Genomic DNA, 16,108 nt, shown 5'->3' with positions numbered 1-16,108 from the left:
ACAGCGGTCCGTGACTGATTCAACCCGCGATATCGGGGCCTTCTGAACGGTATCGCGCATGCGAAATCTGCGGTGGCTGGCCGCCCTTCCCTTCCTCGGCATCCTGGTCGGCCCGTTCTTCCTGAACCGGGTCGAGCCCTTCGTGTTCGGCTTGCCGCTGCTCCTCGCCTGGCTGGTGTTCTGCGTGATCGGAACCTCGGTCGTGATGGGGGTGATCTACCTGACCGACCCTCGGAACCGCGCGCCGGAGGATCCCCGATGAGCATCGCGCTCGTCATCGTGGCGGCCGGCTTCGCGCTGGCGATCGGGCTCGGCCTCTACGCGCGGCTGGGCCGCGAGATGGGGCTGGAGCAGTGGACCGTCGGCGGCCGCGGCTTCGGCACCGCCCTGGTCTTCCTGCTGATGGCCGGGGAGATCTACACGACCTTCACGTTCCTCGGCGGCTCCGGCATCGCCTACGGCAAGGGCGGCCCCGCCTACTACATCCTCTGCTACCTGACGCTCGCCTACGTCACCTCGTACTGGCTGCTGCCGCCGGTCTGGCGCTACGCCAAGCAGCACAACCTCTACACGCAGCCCGACTTCTTCGCGCGCAAGTACGGCAGCCGCGCGCTCGGCATGCTGGTGGCGCTCGTGGGGATCGTCGCCCTCGTCCCCTACCTCGTGCTGCAGTTCAAGGGCCTCGGGATCATCGTCTCGACGGCGTCCTACGGCGCGATCTCGTCGACGACCGCGGTCTGGATCGGCGCGGCCGCGCTCACCGCCTACGTCGTGGTGTCGGGCGTGCACGGCTCCGCCTGGACGGCGGTGATCAAGGACACCAGCATCCTGCTCGTGGTGGTGTTCCTCGGGATCTACCTGCCGGTCCACTATTACGGCGGCTACGAGGGCCTGTTCACGGCGATCGAGGCCGCGAAGCCCGGCTTCCTGGCCCTGCCCGACCGCGGCCAGAGCCCGACCTGGTTCACCACCACGGTCCTGCTCACGGCGCTCGGCGGCTACATGTGGCCCCACACCTTCGCGTCGCTCTACACGGCGCGCGAGCCAAGCGCCTTCCGCCGCAACGCGGTGATCCTGCCGATCTACCAGCTGATCAACCTGTTCGTGTTCGTGATCGGCTTCACCGCCGTGATGCAGGTACCGGGCCTGACGGGGCCCGACGTCGACCTTTCGCTGTTCAAGCTCTCCCTCGCGACCTTCCCGCCGTGGGTCATCGGGCTGATCGGCGCCACGGGGGTGCTGACCGCCCTCGTCCCGGGCTCCATGATCCTGATCGCCGGCGTCACGCTGGTCGCGAACAACCTCGTCCGGCCGCTGCGTCCCGGCATGGACGACGCCGCGACCGCGCGGCTGTGCAAGATCCTCGTGCCGGTGCTGGCGCTGGTCTGCGTCGGCTTCACCCTGTCGGGCGGCGACACGATCGTGCAGCTCCTGCTCATGGGCTACAACTTCGTGACGCAGCTCTTCCCCTGCTTCATCACTAGCCTGATGCGCCGCAATCCCCTCGACCGCCGCGCCGCCATCGCCGGGATCGTCGCGGGCGTGACCACCGTGGCGGCGACCGTCCTCTCCGGGTTCAGCCTGGCGAAGCTGCCGGTCCTGGGACCGCTCCAGGACGTGAATGTCGGCATCGTGGCGCTGGTGGTGAACGTCGTCGTGACGGTCGCCGTGGCGCAGATGGTGCGCGGGGGCGCGACCGCCGCGCAGGCCGCGGAGTGATGCCCGCTCAGCCCTGTCCGCGGCGGGCGGTCAGCCAGGACGCCAGCAGCACCGCGACGCTCACCAGCCCGACGAGGAGGGTCGAGGCCGCGTTGATCTCCGGATTCACGCCGAGGCGGACCTGGCTGTAGAGCCGCATCGGCAGGGTGGTGGAGCCCGGGCCGGAGACGAAGCTCGCGATTACCAGGTCGTCGAGCGACAGGGTGAAGGCGAGGAGCGCGCCGGCCGCGAGGGCGGGCGCGAGCAGCGGCAGCGTCACGGTCATCAGCACGCGCGCCGGCGCCGCCCCGAGATCGGCCGCGGCCTCCTCGAGGGACCGGTCGAGGCCGCGCAGGCGCGCGCCGACCACCACCGCCACGAAGCCGGTGCAGAAGGTCGTGTGCGCGATGACGATCGTCAGGAGGCCGCGGTCCAGCCCGATCCCGATGAACATGAGCAGGAGCGACAGCCCGATCATCACCTCCGGCATCACGATCGGCCCGAAGACGAGACCCGTGAACAGGGCGCGACCGCGGAAGCGGCCCTGCCGCTCCAGGGCGAGCGCGGCCAGCGTCCCCAGGATCGTGGCGAGCAGGCTCGCGAGGAAAGCGACCTTCAGGGAGACCCAGGCGGCCGACAGGAGCGGCGCGTCGGCGAGCAGGGCGCCGTACCAGCGGGTCGAGAACCCGCCCCAGACCGTCACCATCGGCGAGGCGTTGAACGAGTAGACGATCAGCACCGCGATCGGCCCGTAGAGGAAGCCCAGGCCGGCCACCAGGGCGGTGCGGGTCACCCAGCTCACGGCGCTTCGCCCTCGCCCGCGCGCAGGCTGTCCCGGAACAGGACCACCGGTCCGATGACGATGGCTAGGATCAGCACGGCGACCGCCGCGGCCAGCGGCCAGTCGCGGTTCGAGAAGAACTCGCTCCAGAGCACCCGGCCGAGCATCAGCGTCTCCGACCCGCCGAGCAGGTCGGGGATCACGAACTCGCCGACCATCGGGATGAAGCAGAGCCCCGCGCCGGCCGCGATCCCGGGTAGGCTGAGCGGCACGGTCACGGTCCAGAACACCCGGCTCGGCGAGGCGCCGAGATCCGCCGCGGCCTCGCGCAGGGTCGGATCGAGGCGGTTCATCACCGCGTAGAGCGGCAGCACCATGAAGGGCAGGTAGGCGTAGACGAGACCGACGATCACCGCCGCGTCGGTGTTGAGGATCGTCAGCGGCGCGTCGATCAGGCCGAGCCGGCGCAGGGCGAGATTGAGCAGTCCCTCGGGCTTCAGGATCGCGATCCAGGCGTAGATCCGGATCAGGAAGCTCGTCCAGAACGGCACGATTACCAGCGCGACGAGGAGCGGCTGCCAGCGGGACGGCGCCCGCGCCAGGGCGTAGGCGAGCGGCGTCCCGAGAGCGACGAGGATCAGGCTGGCGACGCCCGCGTAGGTCAGGGAGCCCAGGGCGGCGTCGCGGTAGAGGGGGTCGGCGGCGAGCGTGCGGTAATTGTCGAAGTTCAGGGCCTCGAGGAAAGCCGACCAGCCGTCGAGCCCGCCGCGCCAGTCGAGCAGCGGCAGGTAGGGCGGGATCGCCGTGGCCGGCTCCGAGAGGCTGATCTTCAGGGTGATGACGAAGGGCAGCAGGAAGAACGCCGCCAGCCACAGGAAGGGCGGCAGGCGCGCCAGACGGTCGAACACCCGGCCGCGCTTGCGGGCGCGCGCGGACCCGGCCTCCGTTCGCCCGGTCGCGCGGTCGGCCTCCGCTCTGGCGGCCCTCATGCCGGCAGGATCACGGCGACGTCGGCGGGAAAGCTGGCCCGTGCGTCCGAGCCCGGCGCCGCGGCGGCCTCCGCGGGCCGCCCGCTCGCCCGCAGCGTGGCGCCGTCGGGCAGGCGCAGCGTCCGGCGCACCCGGTCGCCCAGGAACACGGCGTCGGCGACGACCACCGGCAGCCCTTCCGTGCCCAGCACCACGTCCTCGGGCCGCACCGCCACCACGACCGCGGCCCCTTCCGCGAGCGCGGCCTCCGCGACGCCCCGCACGGGACCGTGCGCGGTCTCGACCGTGCGGACCGTGTCGGCGCCTCCGGCGCCGACACGGCCGGGGATGAGGTTCACGTCGCCGAGCAGGCCGGCGACGAAGCGGCTCGCCGGGCGCCGGTAGAGATCGGCCGGCGGCCCGACCTGGATCAGGCGGCCCGCTTCCATGACGCCGATCCGGTCGGCGAGCATCATCGCCTCCTCGGGATCGTGCGTGACGACGACGAAGGCGGTGCCGAGGCGGCGCTGGACCGCGCGCAGTTCGCCCTGGGTCTCCTCGCGCAGGCCGCGGTCGAGCGCGCCGAGCGGCTCGTCGAGCAGCAGCAGCTTCGGCTCCCGGGCGAGCGCCCGGGCCAGGGCGACCCGCTGGCGCTGGCCGCCCGAGAGCGTCTCCGGTCGACGGTCGCCGAACCCGTCCAGGCGCACGAGCTTGAGCAGTTCCGACACGCGCTCCGCCGAGGCGGAGCGGCCGAGGCCCTTCAGCCCGTAGCCGATATTGCCGGCCACGCTCATGTGCGGGAACAGGGCGTAGGACTGGAACATCATATTGACCGGCCGCCGATGGGGCGGCAGCGCGGTCAGGTCCTGCGCGCCCAGCAGGATCCGTCCCGAGGTCGGGCTCTCGAAGCCCGCGATCATGCGCAGGAGTGTGCTCTTGCCGCATCCGGACGGGCCGAGCAGGCAGAAGAACTCCCCCGCCTCGAGGTCGAGGGACACGGCGTCGACGGCCCGATGGGTGCCGAAGCGCTTGGTCAGCTCCTCCAGCCGCAGGCGCGGCGCAGGCCCCTCGGACAACGGATCAGGAATCCTCGCGCAGCGCCTCGGCCACGCGCGCTTCCAGGAGGTCCGGCCGGCGCAGGACCAGGGCGCCGCGGGTGCGGTCGACCAGTCCCTCCGCCGCCATCGCGGTGAACTCCCTGGTCACCTGCTCGCGGCGGCAGCCGATCCGCGCGGCGAGGACGTGATGGTAGGGCGGCGGCGAGACCACCCGCTCGCCCGCCGTGCCGGCCCGGGGCACGGAGAGACGGAGCAGCTCGGCGTAGAGCCGGTGCTTCAGGTCGAGCAGGGCGTGCTCCATGAGCCGCGTGTTCAGCTCCCGCACGCGCTTGGCCAGGAGGCGGAACAGCCGGTCGGCGATCGCCTCGGAGGCGAACACGATCTGCCGGAAGACCGGCGCCGGCACCACGCAGACCTCGCCGCGGGTCAGCGCCGTGACGTTGGCCGAGCGGCCGATCCCGTCGATGGCGGCGAGCTCGCCGAAGAAGGCCCCGCCCCGCATCTCGCCCAGGATGACTTCCTTGCCGGACTGGGTCCGGTTCAGGATGCGGACCTCGCCGGAGGCGATGAAGTACACGTCGGTGGAGATGTCGTCGAAGTCGACGAGGACCTCGTTCTCGTCGAAGCGGCGCCAGTGGCAGCGGGGCTCGTAGGGGCTGAGCTCGATGCCGGGATCCTTGAAGAAAGGTATTGTCCCCAACCGCGCCATCGATCGTGTTCCCTCAACTCCGGCCTCCGTCCCTGCCCTGACGGGGGCCGGCCAGCAGATCTGGGGACGGGAGCAGCCCGCACAGTGAAGCCGCGCCCCGCCGGGGCGGTGCTGGATCGATCGGGCGCCGCAATCGTGACGGTCGCGGGCGGGGCGGTCAAGCCGCGTCCCGATGAACAGGAGTTTATTAGCGTGGATCAGGTATCAGGGCTAAATTCCTGGCCCGCCGAGGCGGGCAGTATCGATGCATCAAGACGTACCTTTCCCGCGCTCGACATCCTCCACCGGTCCCCGCCAGCAGGCGACACTCGCGCGCCCCTTCGAGCGTTCGGGCCGCAGCCTCCATTCCGGGCGGCACGCCACGGTCCGCGTCAGCCCCGCCCCGGCCGGCCACGGCATCGTCTTCCGCCGCCACCTGAAGGACGGACGGGCGGTCGACGTGCCCGCCCACTGGCACTACCGGGAATCGCAGCCGCTCTCCTCGGCGCTGCGACGCGACGGCGTCCTCGTGCGCACGATCGAGCACCTGATGGCCTCGCTCAGCGCGCTGCGGATCGACAACGTGCTGGCCGAGATCGACGCCGACGAGTTGCCGATCTTCGACGGGAGCGCGACGCCCTGGTGTGAGGCGATACGGATCGCGGGTCGGCGCGAGCAGAGCCTGCCCTGCCGGGTGATCCGCCTGCTGCGCACGGTTGCGGTCGAGAACGGGCGGCGCCGCCTCGAGATCGAGCCGGGCCCTGGCCTGCACATCACCGGCCACGTCGCGCTGGCGCATTTCGGCTCGATCGACTGGTCGGGCGCGATCACGCCGGAATCCTTCGAGCGGGAGATCGCGCCGGCGCGCAGCTTCGGGCGCTACGCGCGGGCCATGGCGGGCCGCGCCTACGGCTACCTGATGCGGAACGACTTCCTGCAGGGCGTCTCGCCCCGCTCGGCAGCGCTGCTGGTGCGCGGGCACGTGCTGGGCGGGATGCGCGTCCCCGGCGAGCCGGTTCGCCACCGGATCCTCGACCTCGTCGGCGACCTCGCGCTGGCGGGCCACCCGGTCGAGGGCCGGATCTCGGCGTTCCACACGGGGCACGAGCTGAACCACGCCCTCGTCACCGCCCTGATGCGGGACGGCAAGGCCTGGGAACTCGTCTGATGGTCGGGTTCAGGCGGAGGCGCGGCGGGGCGTCTCGCAGGCGACCGCGACCGCTCCGAAGGCGCGGACGAGGTCCGCATCGAGCTTCGCCCTCATCGATTCGAGGATGGCGTAGGCCTCGCGCGGGGCCTTCGGCGCCTTGTAGGGGCGCGCCTCGATCAGCGCGGCGAAGATGTCGGCGATGGTGATCAGGCGGACGAGGTCGGGGATCTGCTGCCCGCGCAGCCCGTCCGGATAGCCCGACCCGTCGAGATACTCGTGGTGCGAGCGGACCACCGACAGGGTCAGCGCGTCGTAGTCGCCCGTCAGCAGCATCTCGTGTCCGAGCGCCGGGTGGCGAGCCATCTCGGCGCGCTCCGTCGGCGTCAGCGGCGCGGGCTTGTTCAGGATCGCGAGGGGGATCTTGGCTTTCCCGATGTCGTGGAGCAGCGCGCCTTTGACGAGGTAGCGGGAATCCGCCTCGTTGAGCCCCAGGACGCGGGCGAACTCGGCCGCGATCCCGGCCACGCTCAGGCAGTGGCGGTGCGTGACGTCGTCGAAGCTCGCCACGACCCTGAGCCATTCGCGCACCTTGGCCTCGCGGATCGCCTGGTTGACCAAGTCGGCGCCGTTCTCGACCAGCGCGGCCGGGGGCGCCTGATCGGCGCGGAACAGGCTGACGAAGGCCGAGCGGGCCTCGTTCACCTGCTCCTGCCAGTTGCCGGTCTGCGGCGGGGCCTTGGCGGTGCCGATCAGGGTCGCGACCACGTTCAGCAGCATGGCGCTGACCGCGGCGGCCGGCATCGCGCGGGTCGCGCCGAGGGCGGTGGCCTGGATCTCGCCGCGGCCGAGGTTGCCGTGGATCAGGGCCAGGAACGGGATGCCGGGCCCGCGCGCGGTGGATAGCGCCTGGCGCAGCCGGCGCACGGATTCGGAGGTCAGCGCGCTGACGTCGCTGATGATCAGCCCCGCCCCCCGCGGCGGGATGGCGTCGCCGTAGAGGTCGTGCAGCACAACGGGCGTGACGCCGCCGAGATTGCGCGCGAGCCTCTCGGCGCGCTCGACATCGTCGGTCAGGATCAGGGTCTGGCCCAAGATTCCCCCCTGTGGCTCGCCCCCGCCCGGGCGCTTTTCCGACTCGCGTGCCGACGTTCTAGAGCCGATGAACGCACTATCAGCGTCTATTTGCGCAGCACTCGCCACAGGTTTGACGGCATTCCGTTAAAAATCCGACAGCCGAAGCTGATGTTTGAAGCTTAAAATAGGCGTCGCGTTGTGTCGGGGGGCGACACGGGGATGCCGGCCTGCCCGCGCGACGGCGGCGCTTGCCTCGCGGCGTCCGGACCGCCAGAACGCCGGCATGCTGCGCGTCAACGACCTCACCTACCGCATCGGCGACCGTCTGATTCTCGATTCCGCGAGCTTCACGATCCCGGAAGGCGCCCGCGTCGGGCTGGTCGGGCGCAACGGGGCCGGCAAGACCACCCTGTTCAAGGCCATTCTCGGCGACCTCCCGGTCGACGCGAAGTCGGTGGCGCTGCCCAAGGGCATGCGGATCGGCGCCGTCGCCCAGGAGGCGCCGGCCGGACCGGAGACGCTGCACGCGGTCGTGCTCGCCGCCGACACGGAGCGCGCCCGCCTGATGGCGGAGGCCGAGCACGCGGACGGTCTGCGTCGGGCCGAGATCGAGACGCGGCTCGTGGATATCGGCGCCCACTCGGCGCCGGCCCGGGCCGCCGCGATCCTGCACGGGCTGGGCTTCGACGCGGCGGCCCAGGCGCGGCCCTGCGCGGACTTCTCCGGCGGCTGGCGGATGCGCGTGGCGCTCGCCGCCGTCCTGTTCTCGGAGCCGGACCTGCTGCTCCTCGACGAGCCGACCAACTACCTCGACATCGAGGGCACGCTCTGGCTGTACGATTACCTGGAACGCTACCCGCGCACCGCGATCATCATCAGCCACGACCGCGACCTGCTCGACACCAGCGTCGACCACATCCTGCACCTCGACCGCGGCAAGCTGGCGATCTACCGCGGCGGCTACACCAGCTTCGCCAAGCAGCTCTCGGAGAAGCGCGTTCTCCAGGCCAAGGCGAAGGCCAAGCAGGATGCCGAGCGCGCGCACCTGCAGAGCTTCATCGACCGCTTCAAGGCCAAGGCCACCAAGGCGCGGCAGGCCCAGTCGCGGATGAAGCGGCTCGCCAAGATGGAGCCGATCGCCGCGCTCCTCGAGGACGACGTGCCGGTGATCCACCTGCCGAGCCCGGAGAAGCCGCTGTCGCCGCCGATCGTCGCCATGGAGCGCGTCAAGGCCGGCTACGGGGACCGGATCGTCCTGACCGGCCTCGACCTCAGCCTCGCGCCGGACGACCGAGTCGCGCTGCTGGGCGCGAACGGCAACGGCAAGTCGACCTTCTGCAAGCTGATCGGCGGCCGACTCGGGCCGGTCGCCGGTGAGGTTAAGCGCTCCTCCAAAATGGAGGTCGCCTACTTCGCCCAGCACCAGCTCGACGAGCTGCGCCCCGCCGAGAGCGCCTACGCGCATGTCCGGACCCTGATGCCGGATGTCCCCGAGGCGAAGGTCCGCAGCGCGACGGCGCGGCTCGGATTCGGCGCCAACAAGGCCGACACGCCGGTCGAGAAGCTGTCGGGCGGCGAGAAGGCGCGCCTGCTCATGGGGCTCGCCGCCTTCCACGGCCCGCACCTCCTGATCCTCGACGAGCCGACCAACCACCTCGACATCGAGAGCCGGCAGGCCCTCGTGGAGGCGATCAACGACTACGAGGGCGCCGTCATCCTCGTCTCGCACGACCGGTTCCTCGTCGAGGCCTGCGCCGACCGGCTCTGGCTGGTCGCGGACGGCACGGTAAAGACCTTCGACGGCGACATGGACGATTACCGGCGCTTCGTCCTGTCGGGGCCCGAACGCGAGGCCGAGCGCGAGACCGAGCCGTCCGGCGGCCAGAAGGCCGAGGCGCGCCGCGCCGGCGTCGAGCGCCGCGCGGCCCTCGCGCCCCTGCGCAAGCGGCTGGAGGCGATCGAGGCGCGGATGGCCAAGCTGACTGCGGCGATCCAGAAGATCGACGCCGCCCTGGAGGACGGGTCCGCGTTCCGGGAGAACGCCGCCAAGGCCGGCGAGATCGCCAAGATGCGGTCGGACGCCGCGACCGCGCTCGCCGCCGCCGAGGAGGAGTGGCTGACGGTCAGCGCGGAGATCGAGGCGGCCTGACGGGGCCGCCTCACACCGAGCCTTCGATCGCCCGCTCCAGGATGTCGACCCCGAGGTCGATCTCCGCGTCCGTGGCGGTGAGCGGCGGGGCGATGCGGAACACGCCGCCCATGCCGGGCAGCTGCACGATGTTCATGCTCAGCCCGAGTTCGAGGCAGCGCCGCGTGATCGCGTCGCCCAGCTCCGGGGCTGGCACCTTCGTGTCCCGGTCGGCCACGATCTCCACGCCCTGCAGGAGGCCGCGCCCGCGCACGTCGCCGATGCAGGCGAAGCGCTGCTGCAGCGCCCGCAGCCGCGCCGCGAGCCGCGCGCCGGCCGCCTCGGCCCGGCCGATCAGGCCGTCGCGCCGGACGATCTCCAGCACCTTGAGGCCGACCGCGGCGGGAAGCGGGTCGGAGACGTGCGTGGTGTAGAACAGGAAGCCGCGGGCGTGGCAGAGATTCTCGATCTCCGGCGAGGTCAGGACCGCCGCGAGGGGCAGGCCGGCGCCCAGGGTCTTCGACAGGGTCAGGATGTCGGGCACCACCCCGTCGCGCTCGCAGGCGAACATCAGGCCGGTGCGGCCGATGCCCGTCTGGGCCTCGTCGAGGATCAGCAGCATGCCCCGCTCGGTGCATTTGCGCTTCAGCACCGTGAGGTAGCCGGGCGGGAGTTCGAGGATGCCGCCGGAACTGAGGATCGGCTCCGCCAGGAACGCGGCGAGATTGCCGGTCGACTGCCGGTCCACCAGCGCGAAGGCGTAGTCGAGCTCGGTCTGCCAGTCGGCGGTCCCGTCCCGCGCGAAGGTCGGGCGGTAGGCGTTCGGGGCGGGGATCGCGAAGGACCCGACGGGGGCCGGGCCGTAGCCCTTGCGGCCGGCGCTGTAGGTCGCCGAAGCGGCCCCCGCCGTCATGCCGTGCCACGACTGTGCGAAGCTGACGATCTCCCAGCCGCCTGTGGCGAGCTTGGCCATGCGCAGGGCGGCCTCGTTGGCCTCGGCGCCGGTGGTCAGGAGAAGCGCGCGCTCCAGCCCGCCGGGGGCGAGGCCGGCCAGCGCGGTCGCGAGGTCGACCACCGGCCGGCTCAGCATGCCGCTGAACAGGTGATCCAGGCGCCCGACGTGGTCGGCGACGACGGCGGCGATCTCGGGATGCCCGTGACCCAGGATCGCGCTCATCTGGCCGGAGGTGAAGTCGAGGATCTTCCGGCCGTCCGCGTCGTAGACGAAGCTGCCCTCCGCGCGCTCGATGATGACCGGCGCGAAGGCGCCGCCGTAGCGCACGAGGTGCCGGCGCGCGCGCGTCCAGAAGTCGGGGTCGTCGTTCCGCGTCGTCATCGATCCGGGTCCCGTGGCAGGCCCCGCCATGCTAGGACCGCCCGCAACCCCAGAGAAGCTTATAGTTCTGAACCGAGTGTTCAGCGATCCTGATGGCCCAGAGCCTCGACATCGACCTCCTGCGCAGCTTCGCCACGGTGGCGGAGACGGGCGCGCTGAGCCGGGCCGCGGAGCGGGTCGGGCGCAGCCAGGCCGCTCTCAGCATGCAGATGAAGCGGCTGGAGGATCTGGTCGCGCAGCCGCTGCTGCGCCGGACCGGGCGCGGGGTGGTGCTCACGGTGCAGGGCGAGCGGCTCCTCGTCCACGCGCGCCGGATCCTGGCCTCGCACGACGACGCGGTGGCGGAACTGTCCGGCGGCCGCCTCAACGGCACGCTCAGGTTCGGCTGCCCGGACGATTACGCGCAGGCCTTCCTCCCCACCCTGCTGCGCGGCTTCGCGCACCTGCATCCCGACGCGGCGATCGAGGTGGTCTGCGGCGCGACGCCCCGTCTGGAGGAGCGGCTCGCCCGCGGCGGGCTCGATCTGGCCCTCGTCTCGGTCCCGCTGGCGGCCGGGCGGGAGATCCTGCGGCGCGAGGACCTCGTCTGGGTGGCGCCGCGCGGCGCCGCCGCGCCGTGGCCCGACCCGTTGCCGCTCGCGCTCGGCGACCCCGACACGCTGGACCACCGGGCGGCGCGGGCCGCCCTCGACGCGGGCGGGCGCGCGTACCGGATCGCCTACGCGAGCGGCAGCCTGTCCGGGCTCCTGGCGGTAGCGCGCTCCGCCCAGGCGGTCGCGGTCCTCACCCGGGCCGCGGTCCCGCCCGACCTGCGCATCCTGAGCCGCGGCAGCGGCCTGCCCGCGCTGCCGCTAATCGGCCTGACGATCCGCCTGGACGAGGCGCACGCCGCGCCGCTGACCCGCGCCTTCGCCGCCCACCTGCGCGCGGTGCTGCCGACGCTCTGACCGGGCGGTCCCGCGGGGCTCCCGTTCGTCCGGGCGGGGTAGCCCCGGTCCGGTCGCGATCGCGGCCGCCCCGAGCCGGTCGGGCCTGTCGCTAGCCCGCCTCGGACGGCTTCCGCCAGACGACGACGATCTCGTCGTTGTCGACGTTGATCCAGTTGATGTGGGTGCGCGGGTGGGCTTGGCGGATCGTCTCGAAATGCGCGCTGTTGCAGAGCAGGTAGATGTCGCTCCCCGTGTCGTCCAAACCGGCCTCCGCCTCGCGCAGGACGGAGCGGAGGCTCGGACCCGGCAATTGCGCGGCCCGGAACCGCCGGCCGGGCACGTCCGGAAAGGCCAGGCTCCAGGTCGCCGTGACTCGCGGGCTGTCGTACGCCACGACCGTGTCGGCGCCGACGAGCCGGGACGGGCTGTGATCCAATCGGACATCCTCGCTCCAGTTGCGATTGGCGGCGCCGATCGTCTTCGTCGTCTCCGGCGACACGACCGGGGTCGTCGCCGTGGCCGTCGCCATCGCGGCGGCAGCGACCTGCGTGCCCCGCCGGTCGGTCACGTCGAGCGCGGCGTCGATCACCTGGATGCGGTTCTCGACGAGCGCGAACACGGCCCCGGCCGCCTCCGGCGTGAGTGTGTAGATCGACCGCGGATCCGGCGCCGCGACGGGATTCACGTCGCGCGCCGGGGTGAGCGCGGTCGCCTCGCCGGGCGGCGCCTTCTGTGCGGCCGCCGCGATCGCGGCCATCGGAGGTACGTAATCCATCGCGCAGTCTCCAGCTTTCGACCCGATGCGGAACCCGGCCTCCGACCCGCGCAGCGCCGTCGCCCGCGCATCGACCGTTTGCCGACGGCCATGCGGGCGTGGATCGACGACCGTCGCGGCGATGCGGAGGGGCGCCACCGCGGGCATGCCGCGGCTGCGCCGTCCGAGCGGCTCGGACCGTGGCCCGTTGTCCAGGCAGGTCGGTCGGAAGCGCCCCGCGCCCGTCGGAGCGGCCGCTGACGCGGAGTCACGGCGAGAGAGGGGATCCACCTCGGTCATCGGGGGCCTGCCGGTCCTCATGACCGCGAGCGCCCAGTCCGCGAGCTTCATGCTTCGTTGAATCGGATTTGTATCCAACGACTTGACTCTGTCAACGGCACGCAAGTTGAATCGTCTCCGCGACAGACTTTCATAGCCCGTATATCTGAGCGACATCGTCGGAATTCGGCGGTCCGCCGTACGCGTTGCTTCCGCTCTTCTCAGAAATGGCGGGCGGCGCTCCGAATAATCGGAGATCGACGAGCGCCTCCCTCCGAGTCCGGGCGATCCACAGGCGGCGCGCGTCGCCGTGAGCCGCGGTTCCGCCGCGCGGGTCGCGCAGGCGGTCCGACGGTCGGCACCGCGAGGGGGCTCCTCCCGATGGGCGCGATCGGCGGTCCCGGCCCGCGGGATCCGCACGGGTGCGGTGTTTGCCCGCGGCCCGCGGACATGCGAGAGAGGCCGGATGTTGACCGTCGATAGCCTCTGGCGCGCGCGGCACCGGCTCGCGCAGTTCGGGAAGAAGCGGACCGGATCGCCGCGCATCCTCGTGATCGGGGTCTGCCAGGCCGGATCCATCGCCAAGACGATGCGCTACCTGCTGCCGCACGCGCAGGTGGATTTCGTCTCGGCCTTCACGGCGGCCCGCCGGTTCCCGCGGCTCGCCGACCTGATGGCGCACGCGGACGGGTACGACCACGTCTTCACCAGCATCTACCTGCCCAAGTTCAAGGGCGGCGGCTCGATCGACACGCTTCGGACGCACCCGAAGGTCCGCCTGATCCCGACCATCGTGTTCAGCGCCTACCATCCCGACCTCGTCCACGTGGGCGTGCAGGATCACGTCACGCTCAACGGCCTGATCTCGGGGCCGATGGGACACTCGCACTCGGCGATCACGCTGTTCGCCTACCTGTCGGGCTTCTCGCAGGCGCAGGCGCTGCGGCTGTTCTCCGAGCCGGTCTTCGAGCGCCTCGGATACTTCAATCTCTGGGACGAGTCGGTCGCGTACCTGCGCGGCCTCGGCGTCCAGGCCGGGTACGATCTCGACACGCACCTCACGCGCTGGGCGCGTCGGGGCTGCTTCATGCACTCGATCAACCACACGAAGCTCTACGTGGTGGCCGACCTCGCCCGCGGGCTGCTGACCCGGGCCGGCGTGCCCTTCGAGGAATGCGACCTCGACGCGTTCCTCCCGGACGATCTCGGCGGCCAGGGCAGCTGGCCGGTCTATCCGGAGATCGCCCAGCATTACGGCGTGCCCGGCAGCGCCCTGTTCTTCAAGGCGGAGACGCGCCGGTCCGGCCCCGCGCGCACGATGAGCCGGCCCGAATTCGTCGCCGCCTCCTACGCGAACTACGACCGGCGCGAGCGGAAGCTCCTGATCTCGCAGCGCGTCCAGGGCTGGCTCAACGACGCGCCGACGGTGGATTTCCTGCGCGAGGCCGCGGGCCGGGGCGACGCGCCGGCGCGGCCGGCGAGCCGGGCCCCGGCGGTGAATGCCGGCAGCCTCGCCGGCCACGCCTCGTAGCGTCCGGACGGGCACTTCCCCGCGGGCCCGGCGTTGTCGGCCACGGCCCGCCGCCGCGGGAAGGACGTCGAGGTGTTCCGATGAGTTCCGTGTCCCGCCATCGCACCGGTCGCGCCGCGACCGCGGCGGCCCTGACGCTCGCCGGATCGGCGGCGGCGCTGGTCGGCTGGAGCGCGCTGGCCGTGGACCGGCGGATGACCCTGCCGCCTGCCCTGCCGGGCCGCCACGAGCGGATCCGAACCCGCCGCGCCGGCGCGCTGTCGCTCTACGGCTCCGATGAGGCCGAGGGCGTGCCGCTCCTGCTCATCCACTCGATCAACGCGGCGGCCAACGCCTACGAGGTCCGGCCGGTGTACCTGCGCTACCGCGGCACGCGCCCGGTCTACGCCCTGGAACTCCCGGGTTTCGGCTTCTCGGAGCGCTCGCGCCGCCGCTACACGCCGCGCCTGATGGTGGAGGCGATCCACGCGGCGGTCGACGAGATCCGGAGCCGGCACGGCGGCTGGGCGATCGACGCCCTCGCCCTGTCGCTCTCGTGCTCGTTCCTGGCGCGGGCGAGCCTGGAGCGGTCCGACGCCTATCGCAGCCTCGCGCTGGTCAGCCCGACGGGGTTCGACGCCCGGCTCTCCGGGGAGGGTCCGCCGGACGGCCATCGCGGCCGCGACTGGCTGCTCCGCGTCCTCGACCGCCCTCCGCTCGGCCGGCCGCTCTTCGACGCGCTGGTCACGCGGCCGAGCATGCGGTTCTTCCTGGAGAAGACCTTCGGCTCCTCCGAGATCGACGAGGGTCTGCTCGCCTACGATCACGCCTCGGCTCACCAGCCTGGCGCCGAGCACGCCCCGTTCTGCTTCATCGCGGGCCACCTGTTCCCCACCGACGCGACCCGCCTCTACGAGCGCCTGCGCCTTCCGGTCTGGATGGTGCACGGGGAGCGCGGCGACTTCGTCGACTACCGGCTGGTGCCGCGGGTCGCCGACCGGCCGAACTGGCGCGTCGACACCCTGCCGACCGGCGCGTTCCCGCATTTCGAGCGGCCCGAGGCGGTGGCGGCCGGCTACGACGCGTTCCTGGCGAGCATCATCCGCCTGCCGGCCGCGCGACCGGCGTGATCCGTTAGCGGGCCCGCGGGACACCGGCGCGCAGGCGCTCGCAGGTCGGCGGGTCGAGCTCGCGCCGGCCTCCGACCGACGAGGTCGTGTGTCGGAGGCCGCAGCGATCCGCGTCGGTGGACCCGGCGCGCCCCCGTCCGTAAGGATGGAGGCGCCGCCCGGAGCGGCGTCCGTGTTGGAATCCGATGATCGACCTGACCCTCGAGGCCGCCCGCACCGTCGTCGACACCGCCCTGCGGGAGGCGCGCGCCCGCAACCTCAAGCCCCTCGCCGTCGTCGTCTACGATGCCCGCGGCGCGCTGAAGGCGGTCGCGGTCGAGGACGGCACGTCCCTGCGCCGGGCCGAGATCGCGAGCGGCAAGGCCAACGGGGCCCTGGCGCTGGGCCTCGGCTCCCGGGCGATCCACGCGCGGGCGGAGCAGCAGCCCTACTTCGTCGCCGCCGTCAGTCACCTCGCCGGGCCCGACGCCCTCGTGCCGGTGCCGGGCGGCGTGCTGATCCGCTCCGGCGAGGGGCGCCTTCTCGGCGCGGTCGGCATCTCCGGGGACACCTCCGACAACGACGAGATCTGCGCCGTGGCGGGGATCGAGGCGGCCGGCCTGAGGCCGGACACCGGCGCCTGACC

15 protein-coding genes are annotated in these 16,108 nt (G+C 72.1%); 8 read left to right on the top strand and 7 right to left on the bottom strand.

Going from position 1 to position 16,108, the window contains the following annotated elements; all coding sequences use genetic code 11:
- Positions 1–58: 58 nt before the first annotated feature.
- Both BM419_RS12365 and BM419_RS12360 read left to right on the top strand, forming a co-directional pair.
- Complete coding sequence (locus BM419_RS12365; protein WP_091926616.1) at positions 59–262, top strand: DUF3311 domain-containing protein; 204 nt, start codon at positions 59–61, stop codon at positions 260–262.
- Complete coding sequence (locus tag BM419_RS12360; RefSeq protein ID WP_091926615.1) at positions 259–1,719, top strand: sodium:solute symporter family protein; 1,461 nt, start codon at positions 259–261, stop codon at positions 1,717–1,719. Before BM419_RS12365 ends, BM419_RS12360 begins: the two co-directional genes overlap by 4 nt.
- A 7-nt stretch (positions 1,720–1,726) precedes the next feature.
- On the opposite strand, the gene BM419_RS12355 is transcribed toward BM419_RS12360, so the two are convergent.
- The 4 genes from BM419_RS12355 to BM419_RS12340 are packed head-to-tail and all read right to left on the bottom strand — an operon-like array spanning position 1,727 to position 5,214.
- Positions 1,727–2,500 (bottom strand): ABC transporter permease subunit, encoded by a 774-nt coding sequence (locus BM419_RS12355; RefSeq protein ID WP_042673520.1) that lies wholly within the window; start codon positions 2,498–2,500, stop codon positions 1,727–1,729.
- On the bottom strand, positions 2,497–3,468 hold the full coding sequence (locus BM419_RS12350) for an ABC transporter permease (RefSeq protein WP_042673521.1): 972 nt from the start codon (positions 3,466–3,468) through the stop codon (positions 2,497–2,499). The genes BM419_RS12355 and BM419_RS12350 overlap by 4 nt, the downstream gene beginning before the upstream one ends.
- A complete protein-coding gene (locus tag BM419_RS12345) occupies positions 3,465–4,523 on the bottom strand; it encodes an ABC transporter ATP-binding protein (RefSeq protein WP_091926614.1) in 1,059 nt (352 codons plus the stop codon). The genes BM419_RS12350 and BM419_RS12345 overlap by 4 nt, the downstream gene beginning before the upstream one ends.
- A gap of 4 nt (positions 4,524–4,527) precedes the next feature.
- The gene (locus BM419_RS12340; RefSeq protein WP_026604752.1) at positions 4,528–5,214 is read right to left on the bottom strand and encodes a Crp/Fnr family transcriptional regulator; all 687 of its coding nucleotides are present in this window, start codon (positions 5,212–5,214) and stop codon (positions 4,528–4,530) included.
- A gap of 244 nt (positions 5,215–5,458) precedes the next feature.
- Between BM419_RS12340 and BM419_RS12335 the strand changes: the two genes are divergently transcribed.
- Positions 5,459–6,361 carry a UDP-3-O-acyl N-acetylglycosamine deacetylase gene (locus BM419_RS12335; RefSeq protein WP_091926613.1) on the top strand — a complete coding sequence of 301 codons (903 nt, stop codon included), beginning with the start codon at positions 5,459–5,461 and terminating at the stop codon, positions 6,359–6,361.
- Between the two features lie 9 nt (positions 6,362–6,370).
- Here BM419_RS12335 and BM419_RS12330 read toward each other — a convergent pair whose 3' ends face one another.
- Positions 6,371–7,435, bottom strand: coding sequence for an HD-GYP domain-containing protein (locus BM419_RS12330; RefSeq protein WP_091926612.1), 1,065 nt, complete (start codon positions 7,433–7,435; stop codon positions 6,371–6,373).
- Positions 7,436–7,700: 265 nt separating this feature from the next.
- Here BM419_RS12330 and BM419_RS12325 point away from each other — a divergent pair, with 265 nt between their 5' ends.
- A complete protein-coding gene (locus tag BM419_RS12325) occupies positions 7,701–9,566 on the top strand; it encodes an ABC-F family ATP-binding cassette domain-containing protein (protein ID WP_091926611.1) in 1,866 nt (621 codons plus the stop codon).
- A gap of 10 nt (positions 9,567–9,576) precedes the next feature.
- Here BM419_RS12325 and BM419_RS12320 read toward each other — a convergent pair whose 3' ends face one another.
- Complete coding sequence (locus BM419_RS12320) at positions 9,577–10,881, bottom strand: aspartate aminotransferase family protein (protein WP_091926610.1); 1,305 nt, start codon at positions 10,879–10,881, stop codon at positions 9,577–9,579.
- Between the two features lie 92 nt (positions 10,882–10,973).
- Here BM419_RS12320 and BM419_RS12315 point away from each other — a divergent pair, with 92 nt between their 5' ends.
- Positions 10,974–11,828 carry a LysR substrate-binding domain-containing protein gene (locus tag BM419_RS12315; RefSeq protein WP_091926609.1) on the top strand — a complete coding sequence of 285 codons (855 nt, stop codon included), beginning with the start codon at positions 10,974–10,976 and terminating at the stop codon, positions 11,826–11,828.
- Between the two features lie 91 nt (positions 11,829–11,919).
- On the opposite strand, the gene BM419_RS12310 is transcribed toward BM419_RS12315, so the two are convergent.
- Positions 11,920–12,585: a hypothetical protein gene (locus tag BM419_RS12310; protein WP_244540760.1), complete on the bottom strand. Its 666-nt coding sequence runs from the start codon at positions 12,583–12,585 to the stop codon at positions 11,920–11,922.
- Positions 12,586–13,309: 724 nt separating this feature from the next.
- Between BM419_RS12310 and BM419_RS12300 the strand changes: the two genes are divergently transcribed.
- The 3 genes from BM419_RS12300 (at position 13,310) to BM419_RS12290 (ending at position 16,106) form a co-directional block, all read left to right on the top strand.
- Positions 13,310–14,374, top strand: a complete 1,065-nt coding sequence (locus BM419_RS12300) for a WcbI family polysaccharide biosynthesis putative acetyltransferase (protein ID WP_091926607.1) — start codon at positions 13,310–13,312, stop codon at positions 14,372–14,374.
- A gap of 80 nt (positions 14,375–14,454) precedes the next feature.
- On the top strand, positions 14,455–15,483 hold the full coding sequence (locus BM419_RS12295; protein ID WP_091926606.1) for an alpha/beta fold hydrolase: 1,029 nt from the start codon (positions 14,455–14,457) through the stop codon (positions 15,481–15,483).
- Between the two features lie 185 nt (positions 15,484–15,668).
- Positions 15,669–16,106: a GlcG/HbpS family heme-binding protein gene (locus tag BM419_RS12290; protein WP_091926605.1), complete on the top strand. Its 438-nt coding sequence runs from the start codon at positions 15,669–15,671 to the stop codon at positions 16,104–16,106.
- The last annotated feature ends 2 nt before the right edge of the window (positions 16,107–16,108 follow it).

The organism is Methylobacterium sp. yr668 (assembly GCF_900116245.1).
Classification (GTDB): domain Bacteria; phylum Pseudomonadota; class Alphaproteobacteria; order Rhizobiales; family Beijerinckiaceae; genus Methylobacterium.
This window is presented reverse-complemented; position numbering and strand designations above follow the sequence as displayed.